Source organism: Gilliamella sp. Occ4-3 (genome assembly GCF_001690675.1).
In the GTDB taxonomy this organism is placed as follows: Bacteria; Pseudomonadota; Gammaproteobacteria; order Enterobacterales; family Orbaceae; genus Gilliamella; species Gilliamella bombi.
In genome coordinates, this window is record NZ_LZHR01000118.1 from 26,014 (window position 1) to 39,278 (window position 13,265).

Here is a 13,265-nt window from a genome sequence, read left to right on the forward strand (position 1 = left end):
TTAATAAAAAGAGTTGAAATGAATAAAAATACTACATTTGTTAAGTGCCCAACTTGTCAAAAAGAAGTTGAATGGAGTCAAACCAGTCTTTATCGTCCATTTTGCAGTAAGCGTTGCCAGCTTATCGATTTAGGTGATTGGGCAACCGAAGAATATCGTATTCCCGATAAAGATATAACAGAACAAGATCTATGGAGTGAACAAGACTTTGCTGATTTTGTAGGTAGACATTAATGAAGATCCTTGGTATTGAAACTTCATGTGATGAAACTGGCATTGCCATTTATGATGATGTCAATGGTTTAATTGCAAATCAGCTTTATTCACAAATTAAATTACATGCTGATTATGGTGGTGTGGTGCCAGAGCTAGCATCACGCGATCATATTCGTAAAACCGTGCCATTAATTCAAGCAGCTTTAAAACAAGCTAATTTAACCGCACACGATATTGATGGGGTTGCCTATACTGCAGGTCCGGGATTGATTGGAGCCTTGATGGTAGGCGCATCAATTGGACGATCGCTTGCTTATGCTTGGAACGTACCAGCTGTTGCAGTTCATCACATGGAAGGCCATTTACTTGCGCCGATGCTTGAAGATAATCCACCTAAATTTCCCTTTGTTGCATTATTAGTTTCAGGAGGGCATACACAGCTTATTAGTGTAACTGGTATTGGTAAATATGAACTTATTGGCGAATCAATTGATGATGCTGCAGGAGAAGCTTTTGATAAAACAGCCAAATTGCTTGGTTTAGATTATCCCGGTGGCGCAAAATTATCAAAATTGGCTGAACAGAGTAGTGGAGCGCGATTCCATTTTCCTAGGCCAATGACTGATCGTCCTGGGCTTGATTTTAGTTTTTCAGGCCTTAAAACAGCCGCAGCTAATATGATTCATCAGCATAGTGATAATAATATTATTGATCTACAAACTAAAGCAGATATTGCTAGAGCATTTGAGGATGCTTTGGTTGATACATTGGTGATTAAAGTAAGACGAGCACTTGAACAAACAGGATTTAAAAATTTAGTAGTTGCTGGTGGGGTAAGTGCTAACAAAACACTGCGTACTAAATTGACTGAGTTGATGCATCAACGAAAAGGAAAAGTTTTTTATCCAAGGCTCGAATTTTGTACCGATAATGGTGCCATGATTGCTTATGCTGGTATGATTCATTTAAAAGAGAGGCAGTATTCAGATTTAGTTATTAGTGTTAAACCAAGATGGCCTCTTAGCGATCTTAATGTTGGTTAACTGATTATTTTGATTTGACAACATGTAAATTAAAATTACATGAAAAATAAAAATGCGGGAATTTGTTCCCGCATTTTTAAGCTATATAGTTAAATAAACGATATTAATTAATAGGATCTGTATCAGAACATTCTTCTTGTTTTTCTGAATTGGTCTTTTCATTAGCTAATTTTTGAATATTTTGATTAATATTAAACAGTACACAAATTAATTCAAAACCAATGCGAGTTGAAATAAAGCCCACAACTAAGGTAACAATACCGGTGAAAAAAGCAACTAAACCCATAGTAAAGCTATAAGTAAATGCAGCAAAACTACCTAATATCATAGAGAACGCACTAATTCCAATAAGTAATAATGCGATCCAATACACGATTGTGATACAAGAAGGTGTTAACATTTTATCAAAGAAGAATAAGTCTTTAATGGTAAAGCCTTTAAAGTCTATTTTTTTGTTCATTTTATTTCCTTTTTAGTTGGATTGATTTTATTACTTCTATTTTTTTATATTTGCGTATAAAGTGATAATTTTTGAAAAGCGCAACAATTATAACATAAAATTATTTTGAGATTAACTTATGAAAACTTATATCCCCGGTAAAGATGCTGCTCTTGAAGATTCGATCAACTATTTTCAGCAGCAATTAGCAAAATATGATTTAGAAGTAAAAGAAACTTCTTGGTTAAATCCGGTACCTAATGTGTGGTCAGTGCATATTCAAAATACTAAATGTCCACTGTGCTTTGCTAATGGTAAAGGCGCAAGCAAAAAGGCGGCATTAGCATCGGCTTTAGGAGAGTATTTTGAACGGTTATCAACCAATTACTTTTTTTCAGATTTTTACTTAGGAGAGCAAATAGCGAATGCCGATTTTGTGCATTATCCAAGTGAAAAATGGTTCACTATTCCTGAAGATAATTCCCTACCTAAAGGACTATTATCCAAAGAACTACTTAAGTTTTATGATCCTGATCAGGAATTGAGTGCAACAGATTTAATTGATTTACAATCAAGTAATGGTGATCGAGGTATCTGCGCTTTACCATTTGAACAGCAGTCTGACAAAAAAACTATTTATGTGCCAGTTAATTTAATTGCTAATTTATATGCCTCTAATGGAATGTCAGCCGGTAATACTCGTAATGAGGCCCGAGTACAAGGGTTATCTGAAATTTTTGAGCGTTATACTAAAAATAAGATTATAGCCGAAAGCATTAGCTTACCAATTATCCCAACTGAAGTGATTAACCGTTACCCCACCGTTTTAGCTGCAATTGATGCACTTGAAAATGAAGGATTTCCGCTTTATTGTTTTGATGCTTCATTGGGTGGCGAGTTTCCGGTTATTTGTGTAGTGTTATTTAATCCACAAAATGGAACGTGTTACGCCTCATTTGGTGCGCATCCAAATTTTGGCGTTGCGCTTGAAAGAACAGTAACAGAATTACTACAAGGACGCAGTTTAAAAGATCTTGATGTGTTTTCACCTCCAAGTTTTGATAATGATGATATTGCCGACCTTAGCAATTTAGAAACGCATTTTATTGATTCGAGCGGTTTGATTTCATGGGATCTATTTAATGAGCAAGCAGATTACGAATTTGTCGATTGGGACTTTTCCGGTTCAACTGAGCAAGAATTTGCTAATTTGATGGATATTTTTACCCGCCATAATACTGAAGTGTTAATTATGGACTACGAACACCTTGGTGTATATGCTTGCCGAATTCTGGCCGTTGGTATGTCTGAAATTTATCCTCCTGAAGATCTTATAATTGCCAATAGCAATATGGCTATTGGATTACGAGAGCTTATTTTGTCATTACCTTACCAAAAACGTACAGCTAAACAGTACCTAGCAATTATTGAACAGCTTGATGATGAAGGGCTTGATGATTATGCTCGAATTCGCGAACTGCTAGGCATAGCAACAGGTAACGATAATGCTTGGTTAACTCTTCGCGTTGGCGAGTTAAAAGCAATGCTGGCATTGGCAGGCAAAGACTTAATACAAGCACAACAGTGGATTGATTGGACGATTGAAATGAACGAGTCTATATTCACGCCATCGCGCAATCATGCTTATCGTTGTTTACAGACATTAGTTAATTTTATTTTAGAACGAGACAAAAAACAGTTTAATAACTATCAAGCCGCATTTAATAAAATGTATGGTAAAACCTGTGTTGATGATATGTGGCAATACGCTAATGGTGACAAAACATTTTTTGGTTTAGCTAATTATACGAAAATCGAGAAACAGACCAATAACAATCTAGAACAGTTTGATATGCACCAAAAATTATTAGCTGTATATAATAAATTGCATCAGACAATGTTATAAATTATTAACTTAAATTTTATTTAAATTCCACCGGTGAACACGGTGGAATGAATAACTTTATTTAACCTTGCCTTGCAAATTCTCCTGCTTGCCTTACTAACTCATCGCTCGGGGTTACACCGGTATATAACACAAACTGTTCAAGCGCTTGTAAAACAGCAACATCAGCACCTGAAATAATGATTTTATTTATCTTTTGGGCATATTTTATCATGGGAGTATCAACGGGAAGGGCAACTACATCAAACACAATATCGGCATTTTTTATCATAGTTGTGGGAAATGCAAGCGTCTCAGACTCAATACCACCAAGCATACCAATTGGGGTAACATTGATAATCAATTTGGCTTGATGTGGCAATATTTCTTGCTCATCCTTTACCCATTTATAGCCATATCGTTTGGCTAATGCTTCGCCTTTTTGTTGGTTACGTGCGACAATAATACCATTTTTAAATCCCGCATCATAAAAAGCTCCGATCACCGCATTAGCCATGCCTCCGCTGCCTTTTAATACAAATGGTGTTGTATTATCAATATTATTTTCTACAATGAGTTTAGCAACGGCAATATAATCAGTGTTATAAGCTTTTAAATGATGGTTGGTGTTAACAATGGTATTTATCGATTGAATAGATTTTACCGAGTCATCTAATTCATCAATAAACTCAATGCAAGCTTCTTTATAAGGCATTGAAATGGCGCAACCTCTAATACCTAAGGCCTTAATGCCATAAATCGCATCTTTCAAATTATTGGTAGTAAAGGCTTTATATAAGTAATTAAGATGGAGTTTTTCGTACAAATAGTTATGAAAGCGAGTACCAAAATTGCTTGGTCTTGCTGAAAGGGACATGCAAACAGTTGTGTCTTTATTGATAATTCTTGCCATTACAACAAATCCTTGTGATCATATTAGATGATTTTATTTTACCACTTTCTTAATTAACGTGTATGTAATTATGGTTGCAAACAATAACGGTCCTAAAATACAGCAAGAAAAAGCAACAGTAAGAGCAATGATCTATTTATATTGCTTTAAACAACATCATAGCCAACATCATCAGTTATGTGAGGAATGCAACGACCTGTTGCAATATGCTATGCAACGCTTAACAATGTGCCGTTTTGGTGAAGAAAAAACGACATGTGAACGTTGCCCTAAACATTGTTATCGTAAAGATTATAAATTAAAAATTAAACAGGTAATGCGGTTTTCTGGTCCAAGAATGTTAATTTATTATCCTACAATGGCATTAAGGCATCTTTATAAAAACTTGGTGAGTAGGTAAGTTATTACCATTATTAACGTTTACTATGACAAAACAAATATTAACTCGTCATAAAGTTAAAATTATGGTTTAGTATATTCTATTGATTAAAAATACTAATTTCCGTAATAGCCTAAAATTTCCACCGATTTGTATACTGTAAAAAATTTGTTATTATTAGAAACAGAATTTAAAATAATGGTTCGATAAGAGTCTGGATTAAAGAAATGTCTATTGCAGTTGTTGAAGTTAATCGTCAAGCAGTTATTCATAATGTTGAGTATCTCAAAAAAATGGCTCCAAATAGTCAACTAGTTGCGATTATAAAAGCCAATGCTTATTCACACGGTAGTGAGGAGATTGCTCAATTATTACATGATAAAGTGAATTATTTTGGTGTATCGCGCCTTACTGAAGCTATGCAATTGCGAAACAATGGTATTAACACACCGATTCTGGCTTTGGAAGGTTTCTTCCCGCATGATGATTTGGATTATTTTATTGATTTTAACGTTCAACCAGCTATTCATAGCAAATGGCAAATTGACATATTGCAAACATCCCTCCGTAAAGATCAAATTACCACATGGTTTAAGCTTGATACAGGAATGCATCGTTTAGGTTTTTGTCCTGATGAAGCAAAAGAAGAATTTTATCGTTTGGCTAGTTGTTCAGTGGTTTGCAAACCAATTAATATTATGAGTCATTTTAGTTCGGCTGATGATCTCTCTTCAGAGAAAACGTTAAAGCAAATAGAACTATTTGATGAGTTTATTAATTCAATTGATGACAAATCACTTATTGGCAAACGCTCGATTGCTGCATCAGGCGGTATATTAGCCTGGCCAAAAGCTCAGCGAGATGTTGTGCGTCAAGGTATTGCTTTATATGGTGTTTCACCTTTTGATGAACCGATTGCTGAGCTACAACCCGCAATGACGTTTAAATCTGAATTAATTGCGGTACGAAAACACAAAAAAGGTGAATCAGTTGGTTATGGTCAAATTTGGTGTAGCCAGCAAGATACTAAACTAGGTGTGGTTGCAATGGGGTATGGTGATGGTTATCCACGAAATATTCCAGAAAATACTCCTGTTTTGATTAATGGTCGAAAAGTACCAATCGTTGGTCGAGTATCAATGGATATGATTGTAGTTGATTTAGGTATAAATTGTCTTGAAAAACCAGGTGATGAAGTCATATTTTGGGGAGCAGGACTTCCTGTTGAGGAAATCGCAAAGCATACTGGAATTAGTGCTTACGAATTAATAACGCGCTTAACTTCACGCGCAAAAATTCATTATATAGATAAATTAAATTATGATTAAAAAAATATTTTTATACACTTTACTTTCTTTTATATTAATTATTGGCGGCTCGATCAGTATTGGTTATTACTTTTTACAGCAGTTTTCAAAACAACAAATGCAAGTAACCAACGAAAACCAGATGTTTGTTTTGAAAAAAGGCATATCCATGCACCAATTGGTTGCACAAGTTAAAGAAAGTAAATTAATGCATAGTGCTTATTTATTGCCTTATTTGTGTAAATTGAATCCTTCATTGAGATCAATTAAAGCAGGAACTTATCAATTACACCCACATATGACCGTTGAAGAGTTTTTGCAATTATTAGTGTCGGGTAAAGAAAGCAATTTTTCAATTCAATTTGTGGAAGGTAAACGAGCTAAAGATTGGTTAAATATTATTCAAAGTACGCCATACATTGAACAAACATTAGTTGGAAAAACAGATGAAGAAATTGCTAAGTTATTAGGCATTGAAGGATCAATTGAAGGTTGGTTATCGCCTGATACTTACCTTTATACCGCAGACACTTTAGATATTAATATCCTAAAACGTGCGCATATGACGATGAAAAGTAATTTGCAAAAAATTTGGGATAATCGGGATAGTAATCTTCCTTATCAATCCCCTTATGAATTACTGATTATTGCATCAATTATTGAGAAGGAAACAGGTATTAGTTCAGAGCGTGCTAATGTGGCATCGGTATTTGTTAATCGTTTAAGAGCTAAAATGAAGTTACAAACAGATCCAACTATTATTTATGGTTTAGGCGATAACTATAAAGGTACTATTAGGCGCGTTGATTTGACCGATACTGAAAATCCTTATAATACTTATGTTATTGAAGGATTACCACCAACTCCAATTGCAATGCCAAGCATTGCCTCGCTCGAAGCTGCAGCACACCCAGCTAAAACCAATTATCTGTTTTTTGTGGCGAATGGAACAGGTGGACATACATTCTCAAGTACTTACAGTAACCATCAGCAAGCAGTTAATGAGTATCGTCGAATGAATAGTAGTGGAAATTAAATAAAAATTAAATAAAATCAATGCTCTACCTGAGCATTTTTTCAGGTTTGTTAACTTTAATTATTACCGCATATTAATGCGGTAATTTTTCATAAATTAAGTTGCGACAAATCATCAAGTTGCTTAATTAGGTAAAGTAGATGATTAACATCTTGTTCTTGCTCTTTTAGTGCTTCTTCAAAATAAGGGTGTAAGGCAAATTTGGGCAAATTTGTTTTGGCGTCAATCATTGCTTGTATACGTGGAATAAAAATCCATTGTAACCATTCGTGTGCTTGCATGGTATCGATAGCAAAAGGTTCTTGGCTTAAAAATGCATTGGGATTTGGCGGTATAGTTTGCCATAAATTGATTTTTTGTAATTCCTCTATAATTTGTTCAAGTTGATTTAGTAGCTTTTGCCCTTGCGATTTTTGTGTTAATAAATTCTGATAATGTAGCCAATCAAAACAAGGGCCAGGATCTGTTTTTCGATTTGGAGCAATATCGCTATGCCCAGCAATATCTTTGATGGCATAAGTTTGTTGTAATAATAACGTAACGTTTACTAATTGCTGATATTGTTGTTCGGTAAAATTATCGCTATCACATCCTTCCATTTCGATGCCGATCGAAAAATCATTACAATTTTCTTGCCCTTCAAATGCTGATTTTCCTGCATGCCAGGCACGTTTATCAAATGGAACAAATTGAATAATTTCACCATCACGTCGAATAAACAGATGGCTTGATACTTCAAGTTGATGAATCGAAGCAAAGTACGGGTGCTGGTTGGGATCGAGCCGACCAGTAAATAATTGCTCAACATAAGGACCTCCATATTCATTGGGCGGTAAGCTTATATTATGAATAACAAGTAGTGATATCGGTTTATTAATAGGTCGTTCATTATAAAAAGGCGAAACAACTTGCTTTATACCTTGTAACCAGCCATTAACAATTTTTAGGGACATAGTGACTCCACTTATTTGATAAACCGATGTATGGATTTGTCTATTTTGCGATTTGCTTCGCAAAAATTGAACATACAACGTAATAATTAACTACATTAAGGATTTTACTTTCTAATCTTACTTTTTCATTATTATTCCATTTTTTTGTTTTGCTATAAAGGCTCTTAGATTAAATCATTGACTAAAAAATAGAGGTATTTATGTCTAATCAATCGGGCTTTACGTTATTTGAACTTATGATTGCTATTATTGTTATCGCTATCTTAGCTGCTATCGGTGTTCCTGCTTATCAGGGATATGTAAAAAAAGCTGCCTTAACCGATATGTTACAAACGATGACTTCGTATAAAACAGCTGTCGAAATTTGTGCTGTAGAGCAAGGTAGCTTAACCAATTGTAGTAATGGTAATAATGGCGTACCAGCGAGTCGAACATCAAATTATGTTACCTCTATTACGGTTAATAACGGAGTTATTACCTTGGTTGGAACCAGCGCCTTAACAGGGTTAACTACTACACTAACACCAACAATCAATGCTACAAATGGCAATTTAGATTGGAGCCGAGTTTGTACTACATCGCCAAGTGATACCAGTTTAACCAGTGCTTGTGAAGATATTTTTAAATTCTAATGTTTGTATTTTATAATTGACGAATAAGGAATCACCTTTATGCAAGAAGAACTGTTAATTGAAAGTATCGATAAATTGTTACTTGAAGCATTAGATAAGCGTGCTTCGGATATTCATTTTGAGCCTTACCAACATAGCTATCGTATTCGTATGCGCATTGATGGTGTTTTGCACGATATGTTATCACCCCCACTTGCATTAGCGAAACAGATAACAGCAAGATTAAAAATCATGTCTCAACTAAATATAGCTGAACATCGATTACCGCAAGATGGTCAACTCATTATTGATCGTTATACCATGCGTATTTCCACTTTGCCTGTAATGAATGGCGAAAAAATTGTTTTAAGAGTAATGGATAATCATGAATCTGAATTAACCATTAATGATTTAGGGTTAACGGATGCAGATCTGTTAACATTCAAACAAATTTTAGACTACCCACAAGGATTGATTTTAGTTACAGGTCCAACAGGAAGCGGTAAAACGGTGACGTTATATGGTGGATTAAAGCGGTTAAATAAAACCGAACGTAACATCTGTAGTGTCGAAGATCCCATTGAAATTCCTCTAGAGGGTATTAATCAAACTGCGATTAATCTCAAGGCTGGCTTAACATTTGCTATTGTATTGCGTGCTTTACTACGGCAAGATCCTGATGTAATGATGATCGGCGAAATTCGCGATCGTGAAACCGCCGAAATTGCCATTCAAGCTGCGCAAACAGGGCATCTAGTATTATCTACATTGCATACTAATTCAAGTGTCGAGGCAATAACACGATTAAAGCAAATGGGTATAGAAAATTATCTATTATCATCAAGTTTAAAATTAATCATTGCTCAGCGGTTAGTTCGAAAATTGTGTTCACACTGTAAGGTAGTAGCGAATGATCTGGTTATGTTTGGTAATGAACATGTAACACATTATTTGTCTTCAGGGTGCTCTAATTGTATTGGTGGCTATAAAGGAAGAATTGGACTATACGAGTTGTTAGTCATCACCCCCGAAATTCAACAACAAATCTTAGCAAATCAAGCTATTTTATCCTCAAATATGATTTCTTTAAAAAAAGCTGGGCAAAAATTAGTGAAGCAGGGTATGACAACGTTAGCTGAATTAAATCGAGTCTTGGGTGATACAGTATGAAACGGCTCTATTATTGGTATGATGTCGATTTTAATCAACACAAAATTATCGCTGAATCATCACAGGCTGCTAAAAGACTGTTATTGTTGCAAGGTAAAATTGCCATTAAGATTAAAGCTGGTAAAATTATTACTGCACATAGTTTTAATCGTACAGATCTACTGATGATTACCAAACAATTAGCGACTATGTTAAAAGCCGGTTTGTCTATTATTGATACATTACAATTGCTTGCTCAAGAACAAGCTAAACCGCATTGGCAATATTTGTTACTTGATATCAAACAACAAGTCGCTAAAGGCGAATTTTTATCTCAAGTATTGCAGCAACATCAATCGGTATTTTCCTCTTTGTATTGTGAGATTATTGCAACAGGTGAACTAACTGGGCAGCTCGATGAAAGTTTTGAACAATTATCGTTATTGCTTGAAAAATCAATTAAACTGCAAAAAAGCCTAAAAAAGGCAATGCGTTATCCGTTATTTTTATTATTGATTGCAATGATGGCAAGTTTGGTAATGTTATTATTCGTTTTACCAAAATTTTCCGATATTTATCAAAATTTCGATGCTGAACTACCAGCTTTTACACAAGGAGTTATTGATTTTTCGAGTTATTTGCAACAAAACTGGGTAATTTGGTGTATCGTCTTTTTTATTAGTTATTTCTGTTATCAGCGCTATTTAAAAGTGCGTTATCGACGTAAAATCGAAATGATAGTAATAAAATTTCCTTTTATTGGAAAAATTATTCAAACCACTTGCTTAACTCAGATTTTTCAAACAATTGGAATCACTCAAAAAGCTGGCATACCATTATTAGCTGGTTTAACTGCGGCGGCTAATACTACTTGCTATTGTCTTTATCGTGATAGTATTTCTCAAATTATTGTAGGCATTGAGCAAGGGCTTCCATTTAGCCATGTATTGCATGGGCAACGATACTTTCCTAATTTATGTTCACAGTTAATTCATGTGGGGGAGGAATCAGGCACACTAGATTTAATGCTCGATAAATTAGCAATTTATTATCAAGAACAAAATCAAACCTTAACCGATAATTTATCACAAGCATTCGAGCCATTATTAATGCTTGTTTTGTCTTTAATTATTGGCAGTTTAATTGTAGCTATGTATTTACCAATATTCCAAATGGGCGATGTAATTCACTAATGTTAGTATTTATTATTATCTATTTAGGTCTTTGTATCGGTAGTTTTGTTTATGTTGCTTATTATCGTTATTTGCCAACACTGACACCATACCGATATTTATGTCGAATTTGTTTTCATCGATCTGCTTGCCCACATTGTCATAGTAAACTTAAAGCTTGGCAATTGATACCGATTATTTCTTGGTTAATATTAAAACGACGTTGTTATTACTGCAATACCAATATTTCATGCCAATATCTTATTGTTGAATTATTTGTCGCTGTTTTATTTACTTTTATTTATATTGATAAAAGCATCAATTATCAAAGCGGCATTTTAATGATTCTTGGTTGTTATTTTTTGCTTTTAGCTTTAATTGATTTTAAATACTATTTATTGCCAGATTTGTTTACCCAACCATTAATGTGGGCAGGTGTAATGCTTGCCTATTTTGACATGGCAAATATCATCTTAACCGATGCTTTGCTAGGTATTTTTTGGGGATATGTATTATTAAAAGTACCTGCTACTTTATTTTATTTGGTATCTAAAAAACAGGGATTAGGGGGAGGCGATATCAAATTGCTTGCCGCTCTTGGTGCTTGGTTGCCTTATACATTATTACCAATGTTATTATTTTTTGCTTCCTTATTGGGGATTATATATTCTCTTTTTTTGCGATATGTGATCAATAAACCAAAATCAAATGTTATTCCATTTGGTCCTTTCTTATTAATTTCTGGTTATGTGATTTATTATTTCTGTTAAAAAGTTTCAGGAAAATAGGTGTTTTAATCAATTTATTGTTAATTAATAAGTGTAAAAGTGCATAAATGTATTATTTTTTCGTTAAATACAATATATAACTAAAATTGATATCTATAGTAAAATTAGTTATTTTTATAAAAGTGAAAATCGCATTATAGTGTTAGCTAGGCTTGTTGAACCGCAGGTTATTCACCTACTAAGGAATTACTTATGATAACTAATAGTATTAATCAATTAAAAACCGAAATGATAACATGGCGCCATCATATTCACGCCCATCCAGAAACAGCCTTTGAAGAGGTTAAAACCACGCAATTTATTATCGAAAAGTTACAATCCTTTGGTATTACCGAGTTATATACTGATTTTGCCCCAACAGGAGTTGTTGGTATTATTAAAGGTAATCGTGATGGACGATGGATTGCTCTGCGAGCTGATATAGATGCATTAGATATTATTGAAGAAAATAATATTAGTTATTGCTCAACCATTTCTGGCAAAATGCATGGGTGTGGTCATGATGGACATACTGCTATGTTACTAGGAACGGCTAAATATCTTAGCGAACACTGTGATTTTGCTGGTACTGTTGTTCTTATTTTTCAACCAGCTGAAGAAAACGAAGGCGGAGCCAGAGTAATGGTTGAAAATGGCTTATTTGAACGATTTCCGATTGAAGCAGTATATGGCATGCATAATCAACCTAATATGGAGTTAAATCACTTTTATATTAATCATGGCCCAATGATGGCATCGTATGATGTATTTGAGATCAAAATAACGGGTGTTGGTGCTCATGCCGCTGCGCCTCATCTAGGGAAAGATACAATTTTGACAGCTACGCAAATCGTAAATGGATTACAAAGTATTGTGAGCCGTAATGCTGATCCTTTAAGTTCATTGGTAGTTAGCGTAACGCAAATTCATAGTGGCGATACTTGGAATGTGTTACCACAGGAAGCGGTTATTCGCGGTACTGTTAGAACATTTAGTGCACAAGTACAAGATATGGCTGAAAATCGTATTAAACAAATAGCAACAGGTATTGCCACAACATTTGGAGCCAAGGCGGAAGTAGATTATCAACGCCGTTACCCAGCTACCATCAATTACGCTAAACAAGCTGATATTGCTATTGCAGCTGCTAAACAAGTTGTGGGACAAGATAACTTAATTATTGATCCTCTCCCTTCAATGGGTTCAGAAGATTTTGCTTTTATGCTACAAAAAATCCCTGGTGTTTATGTATGGTTGGGCGCTGGTAAAGGGGCTAATTTGCATAATCCAGCTTTTAACTTTAATGATGAAGTGTTAACAACTGGTGTAAGCTATTTTGTTGAAATAGTTAACCAAGAACTTGCTAACTAAGTTAAAACGAGATTTCAACGACAG

At 34.5% G+C, this 13,265-nt stretch carries 13 protein-coding genes and 2 pseudogenes; 11 read left to right on the forward strand and 4 right to left on the reverse strand.

From position 1 onward, the window contains the following. Nucleotides 1-18 precede the first annotated feature (18 nt). Both yacG and tsaD read left to right on the forward strand, forming a co-directional pair. Nucleotides 19-234 carry a DNA gyrase inhibitor YacG gene (yacG, locus tag A9G44_RS12085; RefSeq protein WP_034911369.1) on the forward strand — a complete coding sequence of 72 codons (216 nt, stop codon included), beginning with the start codon at nucleotides 19-21 and terminating at the stop codon, nucleotides 232-234. Next, a complete protein-coding gene (tsaD, locus tag A9G44_RS12090; protein WP_065611271.1) occupies nucleotides 234-1,259 on the forward strand; it encodes a tRNA (adenosine(37)-N6)-threonylcarbamoyltransferase complex transferase subunit TsaD in 1,026 nt (341 codons plus the stop codon). Before yacG ends, tsaD begins: the two co-directional genes overlap by 1 nt. A gap of 103 nt (nucleotides 1,260-1,362) precedes the next feature. Here the strand turns inward: tsaD and A9G44_RS12095 are convergent, their stop codons facing one another. Then, complete coding sequence (locus tag A9G44_RS12095; protein WP_051634198.1) at nucleotides 1,363-1,719, reverse strand: DUF4282 domain-containing protein; 357 nt, start codon at nucleotides 1,717-1,719, stop codon at nucleotides 1,363-1,365. Nucleotides 1,720-1,837: 118 nt separating this feature from the next. On the opposite strand from A9G44_RS12095, the gene ycaO reads away from it, so the two are divergent. Beyond that, a complete protein-coding gene (gene ycaO / locus A9G44_RS12100; RefSeq protein ID WP_065611274.1) occupies nucleotides 1,838-3,604 on the forward strand; it encodes a 30S ribosomal protein S12 methylthiotransferase accessory factor YcaO in 1,767 nt (588 codons plus the stop codon). A 61-nt stretch (nucleotides 3,605-3,665) separates the two neighbouring features. Here the strand turns inward: ycaO and A9G44_RS12105 are convergent, their stop codons facing one another. Then, a complete protein-coding gene (locus tag A9G44_RS12105; protein WP_065611276.1) occupies nucleotides 3,666-4,496 on the reverse strand; it encodes a shikimate 5-dehydrogenase in 831 nt (276 codons plus the stop codon). 70 nt (nucleotides 4,497-4,566) lie between these two features. Here A9G44_RS12105 and A9G44_RS12110 point away from each other — a divergent pair, with 70 nt between their 5' ends. The 3 genes from A9G44_RS12110 (at nucleotide 4,567) to mltG (ending at nucleotide 7,218) form a co-directional block, all read left to right on the forward strand. Beyond that, nucleotides 4,567-4,896: a nitrous oxide-stimulated promoter family protein gene (locus A9G44_RS12110; protein WP_034911385.1), complete on the forward strand. Its 330-nt coding sequence runs from the start codon at nucleotides 4,567-4,569 to the stop codon at nucleotides 4,894-4,896. 206 nt (nucleotides 4,897-5,102) lie between these two features. After that, nucleotides 5,103-6,203, forward strand: a complete 1,101-nt coding sequence (alr, locus tag A9G44_RS12115) for an alanine racemase (RefSeq protein WP_065611278.1) — start codon at nucleotides 5,103-5,105, stop codon at nucleotides 6,201-6,203. After that, entirely contained in the window at nucleotides 6,196-7,218 is a 1,023-nt protein-coding gene (gene mltG, locus A9G44_RS12120) for an endolytic transglycosylase MltG (protein ID WP_065611280.1), read from the forward strand. The genes alr and mltG overlap by 8 nt, the downstream gene beginning before the upstream one ends. A gap of 89 nt (nucleotides 7,219-7,307) precedes the next feature. Here mltG and A9G44_RS14145 read toward each other — a convergent pair. Together A9G44_RS14145 and ampD are read right to left on the reverse strand one after the other, a co-directional pair. Next, nucleotides 7,308-7,601, reverse strand: a pseudogene (locus A9G44_RS14145) (YqcC family protein); the annotation flags it as partial. Nucleotides 7,602-7,622: 21 nt separating this feature from the next. Next, nucleotides 7,623-8,171: pseudogene (ampD, locus tag A9G44_RS14150) on the reverse strand (1,6-anhydro-N-acetylmuramyl-L-alanine amidase AmpD); the annotation flags it as partial. A gap of 200 nt (nucleotides 8,172-8,371) precedes the next feature. Here ampD and ppdD point away from each other — a divergent pair. The 5 genes from ppdD (at nucleotide 8,372) to A9G44_RS12150 (ending at nucleotide 13,241) form a co-directional block, all read left to right on the forward strand. Then, on the forward strand, nucleotides 8,372-8,803 hold the full coding sequence (gene ppdD / locus A9G44_RS12130; RefSeq protein ID WP_034911395.1) for a prepilin peptidase-dependent pilin: 432 nt from the start codon (nucleotides 8,372-8,374) through the stop codon (nucleotides 8,801-8,803). Nucleotides 8,804-8,842: 39 nt separating this feature from the next. After that, complete coding sequence (locus A9G44_RS12135) at nucleotides 8,843-9,952, forward strand: ATPase, T2SS/T4P/T4SS family (protein ID WP_065611284.1); 1,110 nt, start codon at nucleotides 8,843-8,845, stop codon at nucleotides 9,950-9,952. Further along, nucleotides 9,949-11,124, forward strand: coding sequence for a type II secretion system F family protein (locus A9G44_RS12140; RefSeq protein ID WP_065611286.1), 1,176 nt, complete (start codon nucleotides 9,949-9,951; stop codon nucleotides 11,122-11,124). Before A9G44_RS12135 ends, A9G44_RS12140 begins: the two co-directional genes overlap by 4 nt. After that, nucleotides 11,124-11,873, forward strand: coding sequence for a prepilin peptidase (locus A9G44_RS12145; RefSeq protein ID WP_065611287.1), 750 nt, complete (start codon nucleotides 11,124-11,126; stop codon nucleotides 11,871-11,873). Before A9G44_RS12140 ends, A9G44_RS12145 begins: the two co-directional genes overlap by 1 nt. A gap of 210 nt (nucleotides 11,874-12,083) precedes the next feature. Continuing rightward, a complete protein-coding gene (locus tag A9G44_RS12150) occupies nucleotides 12,084-13,241 on the forward strand; it encodes a M20 aminoacylase family protein (RefSeq protein ID WP_065611289.1) in 1,158 nt (385 codons plus the stop codon). Nucleotides 13,242-13,265 lie beyond the last annotated feature (24 nt).

Coding starts and splice junctions, on each gene's coding strand:
- ycaO (WP_065611274.1), top strand. CDS start 1,838: ATGAAAACTTATATCCCCGGTAAAGATGCTGCTCTTGAAGATTCGATC.
- A9G44_RS12145 (WP_065611287.1), top strand. CDS start 11,124: ATGTTAGTATTTATTATTATCTATTTAGGTCTTTGTATCGGTAGTTTT.
- ppdD (WP_034911395.1), top strand. CDS start 8,372: ATGTCTAATCAATCGGGCTTTACGTTATTTGAACTTATGATTGCTATT.
- mltG (WP_065611280.1), top strand. CDS start 6,196: ATGATTAAAAAAATATTTTTATACACTTTACTTTCTTTTATATTAATT.
- yacG (WP_034911369.1), top strand. CDS start 19: ATGAATAAAAATACTACATTTGTTAAGTGCCCAACTTGTCAAAAAGAA.
- A9G44_RS12135 (WP_065611284.1), top strand. CDS start 8,843: ATGCAAGAAGAACTGTTAATTGAAAGTATCGATAAATTGTTACTTGAA.
- A9G44_RS12150 (WP_065611289.1), top strand. CDS start 12,084: ATGATAACTAATAGTATTAATCAATTAAAAACCGAAATGATAACATGG.
- alr (WP_065611278.1), top strand. CDS start 5,103: ATGTCTATTGCAGTTGTTGAAGTTAATCGTCAAGCAGTTATTCATAAT.
- A9G44_RS12105 (WP_065611276.1), bottom strand. CDS start 4,496: ATGGCAAGAATTATCAATAAAGACACAACTGTTTGCATGTCCCTTTCA.
- A9G44_RS12095 (WP_051634198.1), bottom strand. CDS start 1,719: ATGAACAAAAAAATAGACTTTAAAGGCTTTACCATTAAAGACTTATTC.
- A9G44_RS12110 (WP_034911385.1), top strand. CDS start 4,567: ATGGTTGCAAACAATAACGGTCCTAAAATACAGCAAGAAAAAGCAACA.
- tsaD (WP_065611271.1), top strand. CDS start 234: ATGAAGATCCTTGGTATTGAAACTTCATGTGATGAAACTGGCATTGCC.
- A9G44_RS12140 (WP_065611286.1), top strand. CDS start 9,949: ATGAAACGGCTCTATTATTGGTATGATGTCGATTTTAATCAACACAAA.